The organism is Streptomyces xinghaiensis S187 (assembly GCF_000220705.2).
Classification (GTDB): domain Bacteria; phylum Actinomycetota; class Actinomycetes; order Streptomycetales; family Streptomycetaceae; genus Streptomyces; species Streptomyces xinghaiensis.
Genome location: NZ_CP023202.1, coordinates 1981965 through 1999142, shown reverse-complemented (window position 1 = coordinate 1999142; position 17178 = coordinate 1981965). Strand labels below are relative to the sequence as shown.

The following is a 17178-nucleotide window of genomic DNA, read 5'->3' as shown; positions in this document are numbered from 1 at the left end:
CCGGGCGGGCGTTAGCCTGAGGCGTCAGTCTCCGGCCAGTGAGTGAGGGGCAGCGGCTTCCCGTGCGCATCGCCAGATTCTCCATCGACGGAAACGTCGCCTTCGGCGTCGTGGAGGGGGAGCCGTCCGATCCGGACGGCCCCGTCCTCGACATCATCAAGGGCCATCCCTTCGCCGAGTTCGAGCGGTCGGGGAAGAAGGTGCCGCTGGCCCAGGTGCGGCTGCTGCCCCCGGTGCTTCCCAGCAAGGTCGTGGCGATCGGCCGCAACTACGCCGAGCACGCCGCCGAAATGGGCGGTGGGGTCCCCGAGGTGCCCGTCGCCTTCTTCAAGCCCTCCACCGCCGTGACCGGTCCCGGCGACCCGATCCCGTACCCCTCCTTCTCCCAGGAGCTGCACCACGAGGCCGAACTGGCCGTGGTCATCGGGCGGATGTGCCGGGAGGTCCCCCGGGAGCGGGTCCAGGACGTCATCCTCGGCTACACCTGCGCCAACGACGTCACCGCGCGTGACGTCCAGCGCGCCGAGAGCCAGTGGGCGCGGGCCAAGGGATTCGACGGCTCCTGCCCCATCGGCCCCTGGGTGGAGACCGAGCTCGACCCCGCCGACCTGGGCATCATGTGCACCGTCAACGGCGAGCAGCGCCAGCTGGGCCGCACGGGCGACATGGTCCGGCCCGTCGCCGACCTCATCACGCACATCACCGAGGCGATGACCCTGCTCCCGGGCGACGTCGTGCTCACCGGCACCCCGGCCGGGGTCGGCCCCCTCAGCGTCGGCGACGAGGTCGCCGTCACCATCGAAGGCATCGGCACTCTCACCAATAAGGTGATCAAGCGTGGCTAGCGCACCCCTCCCGTACCCCGTACGCGTCCGTTTCTGCCCCTCGCCGACCGGCAACCCGCACGTCGGCCTGGTCCGCACCGCCCTCTTCAACTGGGCCTTCGCCCGGCACCACGGCGGCACCCTGGTCTTCCGCATCGAGGACACCGACGCCGCCCGTGACTCCGAGGAGTCCTACGAGCAGCTGCTGGACGCGATGCGCTGGCTCGGCCTCGACTGGGACGAGGGCCCCGGGACCGGCGGCCCGCACGCCCCGTACCGGCAGTCCGAGCGGATGGACATCTACGCCGATGTCGCCCGCCGGCTGGAGGAGGCCGGCCACGCCTACAAGTGCTACTGCTCCACCGAGGAGCTCGACGCCCGCCGCAACGAGGCCCGCGCCGCGGGCCGGCCCTCCGGGTACGACGGCAAGTGCCGCGCCCTCACCCAGGAGGAGATCGCCGCCTACCGGGCAGAGGAGCGCACCCCCGTCATCCGCTTCCGGATGCCGGACGAGCCGATCACCTTCACCGACCTGGTCCGCGGCGAGCTGACCTTCACCCCGGAGAACGTCCCGGACTTCGGCATCGTCCGGGCCAACGGCGCCCCGCTCTACACGCTCGTCAACCCCGTCGACGACGCGCTGATGGAGATCACCCACGTGCTGCGCGGTGAGGACCTCCTCTCCTCCACCCCGCGGCAGATCGCCCTCTACCGGGCGCTGGCCGAGATCGGAGTCGGCAACGGCACCGTCCCGCGGTTCGGCCACCTGCCGTACGTGATGGGCGAGGGCAACAAGAAGCTGTCCAAGCGCGACCCGCAGTCCTCGCTCAACCTCTACCGCGAGCGCGGGTTCCTCCCGGAGGGCCTGCTCAACTACCTGTCGCTGCTGGGCTGGTCGCTCGCCGAGGACCGGGACGTCTTCTCCATGGAGGAGATGGTCGCCGCCTTCGACATCGCGGACGTCAACGCCAACCCGGCCCGCTTCGACCTCAAGAAGTGCGAGGCGATCAACGCCACGCACCTGCGCGCGCTCCGCGCGGACGAGTTCGCGAACCGGCTGCTGCCCTTCCTCTTCCCGGAGGAGGAGCCCACCGCCGAGCAGCTGGAGCTGCTGGCCCGGGCCGCGCCGCTCACCCAGGAGCGGATGGTCGTCCTCGGCGAGGTCACCGGGATGCTCGGCTTCCTCTTCGTGGCCCCGGACGAGTTCCGGGTGGACGAGGCCGACGCGGCCAAGGTGCTGACCCCGGAGGCGCGGCCGGTGCTGGAGGCGAGCGTCGAGGTGCTGCGCGACCTCGGGCAGTTCACGCCCGAGCCGATCCAGGCGGCGCTCCGCACGGCGCTGGTCGACGGCCTCGGCATCAAGCCGAAGCACGCCTTCACCCCGCTGCGGGTGGCCGTCACGGGCCGCCGGGTGTCGCCGCCGCTCTTCGAGTCCATGGAGCTGCTGGGGCACGACGAGACGCTGCGCCGGCTGACCGCCGCGCTGGAGCGGGTCAGCGCTTCCTGAGCCGCCCGCCCGGAGGCCCGGCAGGCCCGGGGGAGTCCGGGAGCCCGCCCGTACGGCACGCGCCGCGCGGGCGGGCTCCCGGCGTCCGGCACCGCCCCGGGACCGCTGCGGTGCCGGGCCGGCGGCGGTGGGCGCGGCGGGAGATACCCGTTTTGGAGCGCTGTCCACGATCGGGTAATGTTCTTCCTGCGCCGCCCGCCCGGGCCGATGGTCCGGAGAGGCAGCGCAACAGAACAAAACCCCGGTCAGGGGTTGCGTTTTGGTGGGCTATGGTGTAATTGGCAGCACGAGTGATTCTGGTTCACTTAGTCTAGGTTCGAGTCCTGGTAGCCCAGCAAGAGATCCCCTATGAACTCTCTTGTGCTTGTGTGTAAGTGTCGCAGGCTCTTTGTGTGTGCAGTGACTAGCCCCCGTTGTGTAGCGGCCTAGCACGCCGCCCTCTCAAGGCGGTAGCGCCGGTTCGAATCCGGTCGGGGGTACAGATCCTTGCAGCCGGTTTCGTCGGGTAGCTCCCGGCGGAGTCGCGCCCCGGGATCGCTGGGGCCCCCGTTGTGTAGCGGCCTAGCACGCCGCCCTCTCAAGGCGGTAGCGCCGGTTCGAATCCGGTCGGGGGTACTGGTCTATACCATGGGCTATGGTGTAATTGGCAGCACGAGTGATTCTGGTTCATTTAGTCTAGGTTCGAGTCCTGGTAGCCCAGCGCGTCACGCGCATGTGTCTCCCGTCTCGGCGACTGCCTCGGCGATGGACGCAGCGTCCGCAGGCCCCCGTTGTGTAGCGGCCTAGCACGCCGCCCTCTCAAGGCGGTAGCGCCGGTTCGAATCCGGTCGGGGGTACCCACGGCAGAAGGCCCTCCGCTTCGGCGGGGGGCCTTTTCGTATGCCTCATATGCCTTGTGAGCCGCTCGCCGGTTCCTCCGGAGGGCGCGGCGGGCCCGGGGCGCCGCCGGTACGGCCGTCACCGCCGTACCGGCTCCGGACTCGCGAAGGGGCGAGGTTTCAGCCGCCGTTGCGGCGCAGGGCCTCGGTCAGCCGGCCCGCGGCGTCGATGACCGCCTGGGCGTGCATCCGCCCCGGGTGGCGGGTCAGACGCTCGATCGGTCCGGAGACGGAGACGGCGGCCACGACCCGGTTCGACGGTCCGCGCACCGGGGCGGAGACGGAGGCCACCCCCGGCTCCCGCTCGCCGATGGACTGGGCCCAGCCACGGCGCCGTACCCCGGAGAGGGCGGTGGCGGTGAACCGGGCGCCCTGGAGGCCGCGGTGCAGCCGCTCCGGCTCCTCCCAGGCCATGAGGATCTGTGCCGCCGAACCCGCCTTCATCGGCAGGGTGGAGCCGACCGGCACGGTGTCCCGCAGTCCGGACAGCCGTTCCGCCGCGGCCACGCAGATGCGCATGTCCCCCTGGCGCCGGTAGAGCTGCGCGCTCTCCCCGGTGACGTCCCGCAGGTGCGTGAGAACCGGGCCGGCCGTCGCCAGCAGCCGGTCCTCGCCCGCCGCGGCGGCCAGTTCGGCCAGCCGCGGGCCGAGGATGAACCGGCCCTGCATGTCCCTCGCCACTATCCGGTGATGCTCCAGGGCCACCGCCAGCCGGTGGGCCGTGGGGCGGGCGAGACCGGTCGCGGCGACCAGCCCGGCGAGGGTGGCCGGACCGGACTCCAGAGCGCTCAGAACCAGAGCTGCCTTGTCGAGAACGCCGACCCCGCTGGAGCCGCTAGAGTTGTCCATGCGTCGATATTCGCGTCTCAGAGTATGAAACGCAAGTTCATATTTCCCCGGAAGCCGCCAATCTGTAAGAGCGGCCCGTGGTGGAACGGCGGTTGGACATCCGGCGGACACCCGGCTCCGGGCAGGACCAGCGCCCGGCGGCACCGGTACGCGCACCCGCCCCGCGGATCACCGCAGGGGCGGAACGACAAGCCGAGATGGGCCGGCAGAGCCGCCGGCCGGAGGGAAAGCGATGGGACGGACACTCGCGGAGAAGGTCTGGGACGACCACGTCGTCCGGCGCGCGGAAGGCGAGCCCGACCTTCTCTTCATCGATCTGCACCTGCTGCACGAGGTCACCAGCCCGCAGGCCTTCGACGGGCTGCGCAAGAACGGCCGTCAGGTGCGGCGCCTGGACCTCACCATCGCGACCGAGGACCACAACACCCCCACCCTCGACATCGACAAGCCGATCGCGGACCCGGTCTCCCGCGTCCAGCTGGAGACGCTGCGCAAGAACTGCGCGGACTTCGGGGTACGGCTGCACCCGCTGGGCGACGTCGAGCAGGGTGTCGTCCACGTGGTGGGACCGCAGCTGGGACTCACCCAGCCCGGCATGACGGTCGTCTGCGGTGACAGCCACACCTCCACCCACGGCGCCTTCGGCGCGCTGGCGTTCGGCATCGGCACCAGCCAGGTCGAGCACGTCCTGGCCACCCAGACCCTGCCGCTGGCCCCGTTCAAGACCATGGCGATCACCGTCGAGGGCGAACTGCCCGCGGACGTCACGGCCAAGGACCTGATCCTGGCGGTCATCACGCGGATCGGCACCGGCGGCGGCCAGGGCTACGTCATCGAGTACCGAGGCGAGGCCATCGAGAAGCTCTCGATGGAGGCCCGGATGACCATCTGCAACATGTCGATCGAGGCCGGCGCCCGCGCGGGCATGATCGCCCCGGACGACACCACGTTCGCCTACCTCCAGGGCCGCCCCCACGCACCGCAGGGGGAGGACTGGGACGCGGCCGTCGCCTACTGGAAGACACTGCGCACGGACGAGGACGCGGTCTTCGACCACGAGGTCGTCATCGACGCCTCCGCCCTGGCGCCGTTCGTCACCTGGGGCACCAACCCCGGCCAGGGCGCGCCGCTGTCGGCCTCCGTGCCGGACCCCTCCTCCTTCGCGGACGCCAGTGAGCGGCACGCCGCGCAGAAGGCCCTGGAGTACATGGGCCTGACCGCGGGGCAGCCGCTGCGCGAGGTGGGCGTGGACACCGTCTTCGTCGGCTCGTGCACCAACGGCCGGATCGAGGACCTGCGCGCGGCCGCCGCCATCCTCGAGGGGCGCAAGGTCGCCGACGGGGTGCGGATGCTGGTCGTCCCCGGTTCGGTACGGGTGGCCCTGCAGGCCGTCGAGGAGGGTCTGGACAAGGTCTTCACCGCCGCCGGCGCCGAATGGCGCCACGCGGGCTGCTCGATGTGCCTGGGGATGAACCCCGACCAGCTCCAGCCCGGTGAGCGGGCGGCGTCCACCTCCAACCGCAACTTCGAGGGGCGGCAGGGCAAGGGCGGGCGGACCCACCTGGTCTCCCCGCAGGTCGCCGCGGCCACCGCGGTCCTGGGGCATCTGGCCTCCCCGGCCGACCTGTCCGACATCCCGGCTCTCGTGGAGGCCTGAGACATCATGGAAGCGTTCACCACCCACACCGGCCGGGCCGTACCGCTGCGGCGCAGCAACGTCGACACCGACCAGATCATCCCGGCGCACTGGCTGAAGAAGGTCACCCGCGACGGTTTCGAGGACGGGCTCTTCGAGGCCTGGCGCAAGGACCCGCGGTTCGTCCTCAACCAGGCGGAGTACCAGGGCGCGAGCGTGCTGGTGGCCGGCCCCGACTTCGGCACCGGCTCCTCCCGCGAGCACGCGGTCTGGGCGCTGCAGAACTACGGCTTCAGGGCCGTGGTCTCCTCCCGCTTCGCCGACATCTTCCGCGGCAACTCGCTGAAGAACGGGCTGCTGACGGTGGTCCTGCCGCAGGAGACCGTCGACACCCTGTGGGAGCTGACCGAGGCCGACCCCCGCACCCCGGTCACCGTCGACCTCGTCGCCCGCGAAGTCCGCGCCCCGCGCCCGGACGGCACCGTCCTCACCGCCGCGTTCGAGCTCGACGAGAACGCCCGCTGGCGGCTCCTGGAAGGGCTGGACGACATCAGCCTCACCCTGAAGAACGAGGCCGACATCGCGGCCTACGAGACATCCCGCCCCGCCTTCAAGCCCTCCACCACCGTGGTCTGACGGGCCTGTTCGCACCTCTCCCCGGTACGGCCCGCGCGCCGTAAGGACCACCGCGCCCCCCGCCCGCAGGCGGGGGGCGCGGCCGTGTGCGAGGCTCTTTTCCGAAATGGGTTGACGCCCGGTGGGGCGACAACTCGCCGCAGATGGCACAATCTGTGCATGGAACGCGACCCTCAACTCCCACTTCACGAGCTTGTCGCGGGCCGCCTCAAGGAAGCGCACGCGCGAGTGCGTTCCCTGCAAGTCACCGAGGATGAGCGGATGGCGCTCTCCCGGAGGCTGCTTGCCATCACGGCCGCCGCCAAACACGATCTCCCCCGCGCGGCACGGCGCCTGGAGCGCTTCATGCAGGACCTCGACGACAGCCGATTACGGCGCGGCACCCGTACGTAACGGTCGAGATCCATTGCGGCACAAGGGTGATTAGACCGTTTCGTCTTTGATTTGCGGTATATATCTGCCTAACGTGCGAAATCGCCCGAACTGATTCGTTCAGGCAATGTCTCCGAAGGGGAAGACGTGAACAAGGCGCAGCTCGTAGAAGCGATCGCGGACAAGCTCGGTGGCCGGCAGAACGCCGCCGACGCCGTGGACGCGGTGCTGGACGCGATCGTCCGCGCGGTGGTCGCCGGAGACCGGGTCTCGGTCACCGGATTCGGCTCGTTCGAGAAGGTCGACCGTCCGGCCCGGTACGCCCGCAACCCGCAGACCGGAGAGCGGGTCCGGGTCAAGAAGACCTCCGTGCCCCGCTTCCGCGCCGGCCAGGGCTTCAAGGACCTGGTGAGCGGGAGCAAGAAGCTTCCCAAGGGAGGCGAGGTGGCGGTGAAGAAGGCACCCAAGGGCAGCCTCACGGGCGGGGTTTCGGCCCGCGCCACCACCAAGGCCGCGGCGAAGAAGGCCGCCGCGAAGAAGGGGGCGGCGAAGAAGACCACCGCCACCGCGCGCAAGACCGCCGCGAAGAAGGCGGCACCGGCGAAGAAGGCGGCCGCCGCCAAGAAGTCCACCGCCAAGACCACCGCGGCCAAGAAGGCGCCCTCGAAGAAGTCGGCCACCGCCAAGACCTCCAAGACGGCACCGGCCAAGAAGACCACCGCCAAGAAGGCGCCGGCCCGCAAGGCCACCGCGCGCAACACCGCCGCGAAGAAGACGGCCGGCCGCAGGAAGTAGACGGGCCGCACGGCAGCCGTCGCACCCCCACGCTGGGCCGGGCTCCTCGGGGAGCCCGGCCCGCGGCACGTCCGGAGCCCGCCGGAACAGCCGGCGGCGGCAAGGCCGGGGGAAAGGCCGGGAAAAGCCGCGGGGAAGGGCCGGTCAGAACGTCTGCAGGGTCACCAGGGAGATCCGCCGCGCTCCGCCGGCGCCGCCCGGCCGCGCCGGTCCGCCCTCCGCGGGCCCGTCCTCCGCCAGTTCGATCCGCACCCGCTGGCCCGGCCTCAGCAGCCGCAGCCCGCCGGCGTCGAAGGCCGTCGCGTCGAATTCCACGGGCGTGCCGTCGTCGAGCAGTACGCTCCCGCAGCGGGTTCCGGCGTCATAGGTGTAAGCGGTGGCCTGCATAACGGCAGCGTAGCCGCCGGCGGCTCTACTCGGCGATCCGCGGGCGGCCGGTGAGAGCGGCCGTACGGATTCCGACGCCGAGCCGGAGGGCGGCCCGCAGATCCTCTCCGGTGTCCACATCACGACGGACCGAATCGACCCCGTCCACGGTGATTTCCACGGCCCCGGACCGGCGGTGCCGATTCCGGGAAGGGCCGCCGAAAGCCGGGGCGAGTTCCACCCCGGGGGAGGCGGAGAGGAAAGTCGTTCCGGTTCCCACGGTGTCCGCCAGAAAGGCCCGGGGAAATGCCGCGGCGGCCGACAGCACCCGCGCCAGTTCCGCGGGGCGCAGGGCGGGGAGATCGGCGTTGAGCACCGCCACCGGGGCATCCGGCCGCCGGGCCCGCACGGCACGCGCCCCGTGGGCCAGCGCGGGGTTCAGGCCCGCGCCCGGGGGGTCCGGCAGCACCCGTGCGCCCAGCCGGGCCAGTTCCGCCCCGGCCAGCCGGTCGTCCGTGACGACCACCACATCCCGGACCCCCGGAGCGGCCGCCGCGGCCGTCACCGTGTCCTGCGCGAAGGCCAGCGCGAGCCCCGGGCGCAGTTCCTCGCCCGCCGCGTCCGCCAGCCGGCTCTTGGCCACGGCCAGCGGCTTCAGCGGTATCACCAGCGACCAGTCCACGCCCCAGCCATCTCCCTCGTCCGCCCCGCCGTTCCCCCCGTATTGTCACCCGCCGCCGGAACCGCCGGCCGGGCCCGGGGATACCGTGTGCTCGACAGAGCGGGACCCTGGGGCGACACTTGTGCGGCTGCCCACCCGCAGCCCGACAGGTCCCACGAGGAGGGTGTCCGAGTGTCCCGCCGCAGAATCGGCTTCTGGTACCGCTTGGCCGCGGCCATCGCGAAACCGCCGCTGCTCCTCTTCTTCAAGCGGGACTGGAGCGGAATGGACAACCTTCCGGCGGACGGCGGGTATATCACCGCGATCAACCACAATTCCGCCCTGGACCCGCTTTCGTACGCGCACTTCCAGTACAACACCGGACGGGTACCGCGATTCCTCGCCAAGGCGCCGCTTTTCCGGGTGCCGTTCGTCGGCATGATCCTGCGCGGCACCGGCCAGATCCCCGTCTACCGCGAATCGACCGACGCCGCCAACGCCTTCCGCGCCGCCGTCGACGCGGTCAACCGGGGCGAGTGCGTGGCCTTCTACCCGGAGGGCACCCTCACCCGCGACCCGGACCACTGGCCGATGCAGGGCAAGACCGGCGCCGCCCGGGTCGCGCTGCTCACCAAGGCGCCGGTGATCCCGGTGGCCCAGTGGGGCGCGAACGAGGCCGTGCCGCCGTACGCCGGGACGAAGAAGATCCGGCTCTTCCCCCGCAAGACGCTCCGGGTCCAGGCCGGTCCGCCGGTGGACCTCTCCGAGTTCTACGGCCAGGATCCGACCGCCGAGGTCCTGCGCGCCGCCACCGAGACCATCATGGTCTCGATCACCGCGCTCCTCGCCGAGATGCGGGGCGAACCCGCGCCGGAACAGCTCTACGATCACAGCAGGGCCCGCGCCGAGCAGCGCGGGAGGCGGCAGGAACGGCAAGGACAGGGGGATGGCGCGTGACGCGCTGCGCGGTCTACGGAACGGGATCATGGGGGACCGCTTTCGCGATGGTGCTCGGCGACGCCGGCTGCGAGGTGACCCTCTGGGGCCGCCGCGCGGAGGTCGTCGACGCCGTCAACTCCGGCCGGGCCAACCCCGGCTATCTGCCCGGCGTCGAACTGCCGCCGACCGTGCGGGCCACGACCGACCCCGCCGAGGCCGCCCGCGGGGCCGAGTTCACGGTGCTCGCCGTCCCCTCGCAGACCCTGCGCGGCAATCTGGCCCGGTGGGCGCCGCTGCTGCCGTCCGACACCGTGCTCGTCAGCCTGATGAAGGGCGTGGAACTGGGCACGGCCAAGCGGATGAGCGAGGTCATCGAGGAGGTCGCCGCTGTTCCGGCCGAGCGCGTCGCCGTGCTCACCGGCCCCAACCTCGCCCTGGAGATCGCCGCCCGGCAGCCCGCCGCCTCGGTGGTCGCCTGCTCGGACGAGTCCGTCGCCCGGCGGCTCCAGGCCGCCTGCCACACCCCGTACTTCCGCCCGTACACCAACACCGACGTTGTCGGCTGCGAGCTGGGCGGCGCCGTGAAGAACGTCATCGCGCTGGCCGTCGGCATCGCGGACGGCATGGGGCTGGGCGACAACACCAAGGCCTCGCTGATGACCCGCGGCCTGGCCGAGACCAGCCGGCTCGGGGCCGCGATGGGCGCGGACGCGCACACCTTCGCCGGGCTCGCCGGCATGGGCGATCTCATCGCCACCTGCTCCTCACCGCTCTCCCGCAACCACACCTTCGGCACCAACCTGGGCCGCGGCATGACGCTGGAGCAGACCATCGCGGCCACCAAGCAGACCGCCGAGGGCGTCAAGTCCTGCGAGTCCGTGCTCGATCTGGCCCGGCGGCACCGCGTCGACATGCCGCTGACCGAGACCGTGGTGGAGATCGTCCACGACGGCAAGCCGCCGATGGTGGCCCTCAAGGACCTGATGGCGCGCAGCGCCAAGGCCGAACGCCGCTGACGGGCCTTCAGCCGGGCCGGGCCGGCGCGCCGGCCCCCGCCGCACCGTCCCCCTCCGGGCCGGTACGCCGCGGAACCCGTCCACGCCGATGCGGCACCGGTGGCTGCCGCGGTGCGGGGTGCGCAGGGTAGTCTCAAGCCGATATGAGCAGCGAGTCATCCACCCAGAACCCCGCGCCCGCCTCCACCCCTGCCGCGGCCCGTGCCACCGGCCGGAAGCCGCGTGTCGCCGTCGTGTTCGGCGGCCGCAGCTCCGAGCACGCCATCTCGGTGGTCACCGCGGGTGCCGTGATGCGCGCCATCGACCGGAGCCAGTACGAGGTGCTGCCGATCGGCATCACCACGGACGGCCGCTGGGCGCTCACCGCGGACGACCCCGAGCGGATGGCGATCAGCGGCCGCGCGCTGCCGAGCGTCGACGAGCTGGCGGAGTCCGGCGAGGGCGGCGTGCTGCTCCCGGTCGACCCGGCCGGACGCGAGGTCGTCTACACCGAGCCCGGGCAGGTGCCCAAGTCGCTCGGCGAGGTGGATGTCGTCTTCCCCGTGCTGCACGGCCCCTACGGCGAGGACGGCACCCTGCAGGGGCTGCTGGAGCTGTCCGGGGTGCCCTATGTGGGCGCCGGGGTGCTCGCGTCCGCCGTCGGCATGGACAAGGAGTACATGAAGCGGGTCTTCACCTCCTTCGGCCTGCCGGTCGGCCCCTACACGGTGATCCGGCCGCGCGAGTGGGAGCAGGGCACCGGCGCCGAGCGCGGCGCGGCCGCCCGCAAGAAGATCGTCGACTTCGCCGCCGAACACGGCTGGCCGGTCTTCGTCAAGCCCGCCCGGGCCGGCTCCTCGATGGGCATCAGCCGGGTGAGCGGTCCGGAGGAGCTGGACGAGGCGGTGGCCGAGGCCCGCCGGCACGACCCCAAGATCCTGGTCGAGTCGCTGCTCCGCGGCCGGGAGATCGAGTGCGGTGTGCTGGAGTTCGAGGACGGCCCGCGCGCCAGCGTCCCCGCCGAGATCCCGCCCGTCACCTCGCACGACTTCTACGACTTCGAGGCCAAGTACATCGACTCGGCAGCCGGCGTGGTCCCCGCCCCGCTCACCCCCGAGGAGACCGCCCGGGTGCGGGAGCTGGCCGTGCAGGCCTTCGACGCCGCCGCCTGCGAAGGGCTCGTCCGCGCCGACTTCTTCCTGCAGGAGAACGGCGAGTTCGTGATCAACGAGATCAACACCATGCCGGGCTTCACCCCCATCTCCATGTACCCGCGGATGTGGCAGGAGAGCGGCGTGAGCTATCCCGAGCTGGTGGACCGCCTGATCCAGGCCGCCCTGCGGCGGCCGACCGGGCTGCGCTGAGCCGCGCGCCGCGGCGGAGCGCCAGTGCTGTGACCGGGCAGGCTCACCGGCTCACGATGCCCGGAACCGCCCCGAGCCGTACGGGCAGGGGGCACGCCCACCGGGCTTTTCGGGCGGGACGCACCCCCACGCGCCGCGGTGCCGCGGGTGCCGCACCGCACCGGACAGCGCGGGCTTCCCGCCGGACCTCCCCGGCCACAGGGCTAGAGCGCCTCCGGAATGGTTCCCTCGATGGCGTCGGCGAGGTCCGTCAGCGGATTGACCTCGGGCCGGTACTCCCGGGGGACGGTCACCTCGACGTACGCCTTGCGCAGGGTGGTGGTGAAGCGGTATCCGTTCTCCTGCTGCTCGGGGAGCCAGAGCACGCCGTTCACCTCTATCCCCTCGGCCGTGGGGTTGTACTGCGCGGTCCCCGGGGTGAGGACCTCGGGGCGGGGCACCCCGCAGCGCAGCTGCACGGCGGGGTCGCCCCAGTCGGCGGCGAACTCGGAGGGGGGCTCGGCTCCGCTCCGCCCCAGTCCGTCCACCTTCGCCGGCAGTTCCCGGTACAGCGCCCGGCAGAGCTTCGCGGTCTCGGGCGAGGGGGTGGGGACCGGACGGCCGCTGTCGCCGGAGGAACAGCCCGCCGCGGCCAGGGATATGACGGCGGGCAGCCAGAGAAAACGGCGGAAGAGGGTGTTCACCCGGTCGAGACTACCCAGCCGGGCCGGGCGCACGCCGGGCGCCCCGGTGGCTCAGAAGTGGACGACGGGGCAGGTCAGGGTGCGGGTGATGCCGTCGATCTGCTGCACTTTGGCCACCACCAGGCGGCCCAGCTCGTCGACGGTGTCGGACTGTGCGCGCACGATCACGTCGTACGGACCGGTGACGTCCTCGGCCTGGATGACCCCGGGAAGCTTGGAGACCAGTTCGGCGACCGACGAGGCCTTGCCGACCTCGGTCTGGATCAGGATGTACGCCTGTACCACGGAACCTCCAGGGCGGCTACGAGGATCATGTGGGAAGAAGGGACGCCACGGTACCGCGCCGCCGGGCGGCGCGGGGAGACCCCGCACGGCCTGTGGCGCCCCCCGCCGCCCGGCGGGACACAGCAAGGACCGACACTGCCGACGCCGCGGTCGGCACGGGAGACCGAGTACCGGGCCGGGGCCGTCGCGCCCGCCGGGCGGAGATAGGGGCACAGGGATGAAGGGCACCGTGGGGGAGTTGGGCGAGTTCGGCCTCATCAGGGAGCTGACCTCGCGGCTCACCACCACCCCGGCCGTGCGGCTGGGGCCCGGCGACGACGCGGCGGTCGTCGCGGCACCGGACCGGCGGGTGGTCGCCAGCACGGACATCCTGCTGGAGGGGCGGCACTTCCGCCGGGACTGGTCCACCGCCTACGACGTCGGCCGCAAGGCCGCGGCGCAGAACATGGCGGACATCGCGGCCATGGGGGCGGTCCCCACGGCGCTGCTGCTCGGCCTCGTCGTCCCCGCGGAACTGCCGGCGACCTGGCCGGCCGAGCTGATGGACGGGCTGCGCGACGAGTGCCAGGTGGCGGGGGCCGCCGTGGTCGGCGGTGATGTGGTGCGCGGCGAGACGATCACGGTCTCCATCACCGCCCTGGGCGACCTCCGCAACGCCGAGCCGGTGCTGCGGTCCGGTGCCCGGCCCGGCGATGTCGTGGCCGTCACCGGCTGGCTGGGCTGGTCCGCCGCCGGGCACGCCGTGCTCTCCCGCGGCTTCCGTTCGCCGCGTGCCTTCGTCGAGGCGCACCGGCGGCCCGAACCCCCGTACCACGCCGGTCCCGCGGCGGCGGCGCTCGGCGCCACGGCCATGACCGACGTCAGCGACGGCCTGATCGCCGACCTCGGGCACATCGCGGAGGCCAGCGGGGTCCGGATCGACGTGCGCTCCGGCGCGGTGGACATCCCCTCGCAGATGTCCGACATCGGGCAGGCCGTGGGCGTCGACCCGCTGCACTGGGTGCTGAGCGGCGGGGAGGACCACGCCATCGCGGCGGTCTTCCCGCCGGAGACGAAACTGCCCGCCCGGTGGCGGGTGATCGGCGAGGTCCTGGGCCGCTCGGCGCTGCCCCAGGTCACCGTGGACGGGGCGCCGTGGGAGAAAGCGGGCTGGGACCACTTCGGGGAGGACGCGGACGCCGGGTAGATTCCCTGACCGTGGACATATCACCGCGGCCGCTTCCGGCCCCGCAGACGCCCCCGCTCGTGCTCACCGTCGCCGGCTCCGACTCCGGCGGCGGCGCGGGAGTCCAGGCCGATCTCAAGACGATGCTGGCTCTCGGCACCCACGGCATGAGCGTGGTCACGGCCGTCACGGCGCAGAACTCGCGCGGTGTGCAAGGAGCCTGGGACCTGCCCGTGGAGGCGGTACGGGCGCAGTTCCGCAGCGTGGTGGACGACATCGGCGTGCACGCCGTCAAGACCGGGATGCTCTCCTCGGCCGGCCTCGTGGAGGCGGTGGCGGAACTCCTCGCCGGCGCCGGGGCGCCCGTGGTCGTGGACCCGGTCGGCGTCTCCAAGCACGGCGATCCGCTGCTGGCCGCGTCGGCGCTGGAATCCGTACGGACCCGGCTGCTGCCGGCCGCGACCATCGCCACCCCGAACCTGCCCGAGGTCGAACAGCTCACCGGGGTCCGCGTGGAGCGCGAGGACGATCTGCGCCGGGCCGCGGACGCGGTGCTCGCCCTCGGCCCGCGCTGGGCGCTGATCAAGGGCGGTCATCTGGCGGGCGAGGCGGTGGACCTGCTCACCGACGGCCGCGAGGAGCACCGGCTGCGCGCCGCACGGCACGACAACCGGCACACCCACGGCACGGGATGCACGCTCGCCGCCGCCATCGCGGCGGAGCTGGCGAAGGGGGCGGAGGTCCCGGCCGCGGTCACGGCGGCCAAGAAATACGTCACCGGGGCGATCGCCGCGGGCTTCCCCCTGGGGTCGGGGATCGGCCCCGTGGACCACGGCTGGCGGTTCCGCTGAACCGGCCCCGGACATGCGGAAAGCCGGTCCGCCCGGAAGGCGGACCGGCTTCGGCAACCGGCCAAGGGCTGCGCTACGACGGAAACGTCAGCGCGAGACCTTGCCGGCCTTGATGCACGAGGTGCAGACGTTGAGCCGCTTCGGCGTCCGACCGACCACAGCGCGCACCGTCTGGATGTTGGGGTTCCAACGACGGCGAGTGCGGCGGTGCGAGTGCGAAATGTTGTTGCCGAAGCCCGGCCCCTTGCCGCAGACGTCGCAGTTGGCAGCCACGGGTCACTCCAAAGACTTCAGATGCACGTACGGTGAATCCCCGGCCTGCCGGGGATCGAATTCGATGACCGGTGCCGCCGGGGGAGAATGTCCCGACTCGGGTCGGGCAACCGGAGCAGCATACAACGACCGCTCCCGTACAAGAAAACTACCATGGGCGCCCGGCCCCCCTCCCGGGCGGAGCCCGTCCCGCGGCTACGCTGCCGACGGCTCCCCGCCCCGCTCTGAGGAGGACACCGGTGCCCGACACCCTCGACGCCGCCATGGTGCGCACCTGGTGCGGACTGGCCCTGGAGGCGCTGGGGAGGGCCCGCGAGAGCATCGACGCGATCAACGTCTATCCGGTCGCCGACGGGGACACCGGCACCAATCTGTACTTCACCGTCGAGTCCGCGGCCCAGGCCGTCGAGGCGGTCTTCGCCGCCCACGCGGAGATGGCCGCCGTCCCGGCCGCGCCCGGCGGCGGCGGGGAAGCCGGCGGGGGCGGCGCGGGGCCGGGGCTGCCGGCGCTGCCGGACGCGCTGCGCGCCATGACCCACGGCGCCCTGATCGGCGCCCGCGGCAACTCCGGCACCATCCTGTCGCAGATGCTGCGCGGCCTGGCCGAGGTGCTGGCCGTGCCCCGGGAGGCGGCCGCGGAAGCCGCCCCGGAGCCGGGCGGCCGTGCCGGTGGCGAGCGGCTGCGCCGGGCGCTGCGGCGGGCCGGCGAGGCCGCGTACCGCGCCGTGGCCCACCCGGTCGAGGGGACGATGCTCACCGTGGCCGCGGCCGCGGCGGACGCCGCCGAGCGCGCCGGGGGAGGAGCCGCCGAGGTGGTGCGGGCGGCGTACGAGGGGGCACGCGCTGCCCTGGAGGAGACCCCGGGGCAGCTGGACGTGCTGGGCCGCGCCGGTGTGGTCGACGCGGGCGGCTGCGGGCTGGTGACCGTCCTCGGCGCCCTGATGGAGGCCGTCACGGGGGAGAGCCCCCGCCCGGTGGGAGGCGGCCGGGACCGGTCCGGCCGCGCCCCGGGCCCGCGGACCGGACAGCCGGCGGCCGCCGGCTCCGATGCCACTGGTGTCACTGGTGTCACTGGGGCGACCGGGGCCACCGGGGCCACCGATGCTGCCACCGCCGCCGGGGCCGCCGCGGAGCCCGCCGTCTGCACCGGCGAGGGGCCGGCCTATGAGGTCATGTACCTCCTGGAGGCGGGTGACGAGGCCGTGGAGACCCTGCGGGCACGGCTGGACCCGCTCGGCGACTCCCTGGTCGTGGTCGGCGGCGACGGGCTGTGGAACGTCCATGTGCACGTCGACGACGCCGGAGCCGCCGTCGAGGCCGGGATCGAGGCCGGACGCCCGTACCGGATCCGCGTCACCCACTTCGGGTCGGAGGCCCAGCGCGCCGAGCAGCCGCCGCGCGCCCAGCGGGCGGTCGTCATGGTGGTCCCGGGCGACGGGCTGGCGGAGTTGTGCCGGGAGGCGGGCGCGACGGTGGTCACCGTGCGCCCCGGGGAGCCGCCCGCCGCCGGTGAACTCGTGGAGGCCCTCCGCCGGGCGCATGCCCGCGAGGTCGTGCTGCTGCCCAATGACACCGCCCTGCGGCACACGGCCGCCGCTGCCGCCGAGCAGGCGCGGGCGGAGGGCATACGGGTCGCCGTCGTCCCGACCCGCTCGCCGGTCCAGGGCATCGCGGCCCTGGCCGTGCACGGACCGGAGCGCCGCTTCGACGAGGACGTCGTCGCCATGACCTCCGCGGCCGGCGCCACCCGCCACGCCGAACTCGCGGTGGCCGAACACCGCTCCTGGACCATGGCCGGTGTCTGCCAGGCCGGTGACGTCCTCGGACTCATCGACGGGGACGTCGCCGTGATCGGGCAGGACCTCGCCGCGACGGCCGAGGCCGTCCTGGAGCGGATGCTGGCCGCGGGGGGCGAGATGGTCACCCTCGTGCTCGGCGCCGAGGCGCCCGACGCGCTGGCGGACCACCTGGAGGACCGGGTCCGGCAGGGGCACCTGGCCGTCGACACCGTCGTCCACCGGGGCGGCCAGCCCTCCGTACCCCTGATCATCGGCGTCGAGTAGGCGCGCCCCGCCGGGCGGCGGCCGGCCGCTCCGGGG

Annotated in this window: 17 protein-coding genes, 5 tRNA genes and 1 pseudogene; 17 read left to right on the top strand and 6 right to left on the bottom strand. The window is 72.8% G+C overall.

From position 1 onward, the window contains the following. The first annotated feature begins 62 nt into the window (after positions 1–62). From SXIN_RS08440 to SXIN_RS08410, 7 genes are all read left to right on the top strand, one after another. A complete protein-coding gene (locus tag SXIN_RS08440) occupies positions 63–845 on the top strand; it encodes a fumarylacetoacetate hydrolase family protein (protein ID WP_019709874.1) in 783 nt (260 codons plus the stop codon). Continuing rightward, positions 838–2331 carry a glutamate--tRNA ligase gene (gene gltX, locus SXIN_RS08435; RefSeq protein ID WP_019709873.1) on the top strand — a complete coding sequence of 498 codons (1494 nt, stop codon included), beginning with the start codon at positions 838–840 and terminating at the stop codon, positions 2329–2331. Before SXIN_RS08440 ends, gltX begins: the two co-directional genes overlap by 8 nt. Positions 2332–2594: 263 nt before the next feature. Further along, positions 2595–2666 (top strand) — tRNA-Gln (locus SXIN_RS08430). Between the two features lie 71 nt (positions 2667–2737). After that, a tRNA-Glu gene (locus SXIN_RS08425) sits at positions 2738–2810 on the top strand. 63 nt (positions 2811–2873) lie between these two features. Next, positions 2874–2946, top strand: a tRNA-Glu gene (locus SXIN_RS08420). Between the two features lie 13 nt (positions 2947–2959). Next, positions 2960–3031: transfer RNA gene (locus SXIN_RS08415), tRNA-Gln, on the top strand. A gap of 63 nt (positions 3032–3094) precedes the next feature. After that, positions 3095–3167: transfer RNA gene (locus SXIN_RS08410), tRNA-Glu, on the top strand. Positions 3168–3329: 162 nt separating this feature from the next. Here SXIN_RS08410 and ndgR read toward each other — a convergent pair. After that, entirely contained in the window at positions 3330–4058 is a 729-nt protein-coding gene (gene ndgR, locus SXIN_RS08405) for an IclR family transcriptional regulator NdgR (protein ID WP_019709872.1), read from the bottom strand. 232 nt (positions 4059–4290) lie between these two features. On the opposite strand from ndgR, the gene leuC reads away from it, so the two are divergent. The 4 genes from leuC (at position 4291) to SXIN_RS08385 (ending at position 7497) form a co-directional block, all read left to right on the top strand. After that, on the top strand, positions 4291–5715 hold the full coding sequence (leuC, locus tag SXIN_RS08400) for a 3-isopropylmalate dehydratase large subunit (protein WP_019709871.1): 1425 nt from the start codon (positions 4291–4293) through the stop codon (positions 5713–5715). A gap of 6 nt (positions 5716–5721) precedes the next feature. Continuing rightward, the gene (gene leuD, locus SXIN_RS08395; protein WP_019709870.1) at positions 5722–6330 is read left to right on the top strand and encodes a 3-isopropylmalate dehydratase small subunit; all 609 of its coding nucleotides are present in this window, start codon (positions 5722–5724) and stop codon (positions 6328–6330) included. Between the two features lie 159 nt (positions 6331–6489). Beyond that, on the top strand, positions 6490–6723 hold the full coding sequence (locus SXIN_RS08390; RefSeq protein WP_039822130.1) for an SCO5555 family protein: 234 nt from the start codon (positions 6490–6492) through the stop codon (positions 6721–6723). Positions 6724–6849: 126 nt separating this feature from the next. After that, a complete protein-coding gene (locus SXIN_RS08385) occupies positions 6850–7497 on the top strand; it encodes an HU family DNA-binding protein (RefSeq protein WP_019709868.1) in 648 nt (215 codons plus the stop codon). Between the two features lie 144 nt (positions 7498–7641). Here the strand turns inward: SXIN_RS08385 and SXIN_RS08380 are convergent, their stop codons facing one another. Together SXIN_RS08380 and cofC are read right to left on the bottom strand one after the other, a co-directional pair. After that, positions 7642–7884 carry a hypothetical protein gene (locus SXIN_RS08380; protein WP_019709867.1) on the bottom strand — a complete coding sequence of 81 codons (243 nt, stop codon included), beginning with the start codon at positions 7882–7884 and terminating at the stop codon, positions 7642–7644. A 25-nt stretch (positions 7885–7909) separates the two neighbouring features. Next, entirely contained in the window at positions 7910–8545 is a 636-nt protein-coding gene (gene cofC / locus SXIN_RS08375) for a 2-phospho-L-lactate guanylyltransferase (protein WP_095756810.1), read from the bottom strand. Positions 8546–8716: 171 nt separating this feature from the next. Here cofC and SXIN_RS08370 point away from each other — a divergent pair, with 171 nt between their 5' ends. From SXIN_RS08370 to SXIN_RS08360, 3 genes are all read left to right on the top strand, one after another. Next, the gene (locus SXIN_RS08370) at positions 8717–9481 is read left to right on the top strand and encodes a lysophospholipid acyltransferase family protein (protein WP_019709865.1); all 765 of its coding nucleotides are present in this window, start codon (positions 8717–8719) and stop codon (positions 9479–9481) included. Further along, entirely contained in the window at positions 9478–10479 is a 1002-nt protein-coding gene (locus tag SXIN_RS08365; RefSeq protein ID WP_039822127.1) for an NAD(P)H-dependent glycerol-3-phosphate dehydrogenase, read from the top strand. Before SXIN_RS08370 ends, SXIN_RS08365 begins: the two co-directional genes overlap by 4 nt. Before the next feature lie 143 nt (positions 10480–10622). Next, the gene (locus SXIN_RS08360; protein ID WP_019709863.1) at positions 10623–11822 is read left to right on the top strand and encodes a D-alanine--D-alanine ligase family protein; all 1200 of its coding nucleotides are present in this window, start codon (positions 10623–10625) and stop codon (positions 11820–11822) included. A gap of 203 nt (positions 11823–12025) precedes the next feature. Here SXIN_RS08360 and SXIN_RS08355 read toward each other — a convergent pair whose 3' ends face one another. Then, the gene (locus SXIN_RS08355) at positions 12026–12505 is read right to left on the bottom strand and encodes a DUF3515 domain-containing protein (protein WP_039822125.1); all 480 of its coding nucleotides are present in this window, start codon (positions 12503–12505) and stop codon (positions 12026–12028) included. A 51-nt stretch (positions 12506–12556) separates the two neighbouring features. Continuing rightward, the gene (locus SXIN_RS08350; RefSeq protein WP_019709861.1) at positions 12557–12790 is read right to left on the bottom strand and encodes an Lrp/AsnC family transcriptional regulator; all 234 of its coding nucleotides are present in this window, start codon (positions 12788–12790) and stop codon (positions 12557–12559) included. 217 nt (positions 12791–13007) lie between these two features. On the opposite strand from SXIN_RS08350, the gene SXIN_RS08345 reads away from it, so the two are divergent. Both SXIN_RS08345 and thiD read left to right on the top strand, forming a co-directional pair. Continuing rightward, positions 13008–13976, top strand: a complete 969-nt coding sequence (locus SXIN_RS08345; RefSeq protein WP_019709860.1) for a thiamine-phosphate kinase — start codon at positions 13008–13010, stop codon at positions 13974–13976. Positions 13977–13993: 17 nt separating this feature from the next. Next, entirely contained in the window at positions 13994–14806 is an 813-nt protein-coding gene (gene thiD / locus SXIN_RS08340) for a bifunctional hydroxymethylpyrimidine kinase/phosphomethylpyrimidine kinase (protein WP_039822133.1), read from the top strand. Positions 14807–14968: 162 nt separating this feature from the next. Here thiD and rpmB read toward each other — a convergent pair. Continuing rightward, positions 14969–15079 (bottom strand): annotated as a pseudogene (rpmB, locus tag SXIN_RS33130) (50S ribosomal protein L28); the annotation flags it as partial. A 263-nt stretch (positions 15080–15342) separates the two neighbouring features. Between rpmB and SXIN_RS08330 the strand changes: the two are divergent. Beyond that, a complete protein-coding gene (locus tag SXIN_RS08330; RefSeq protein ID WP_095757972.1) occupies positions 15343–17142 on the top strand; it encodes a DAK2 domain-containing protein in 1800 nt (599 codons plus the stop codon). Positions 17143–17178: the final 36 nt, after the last annotated feature.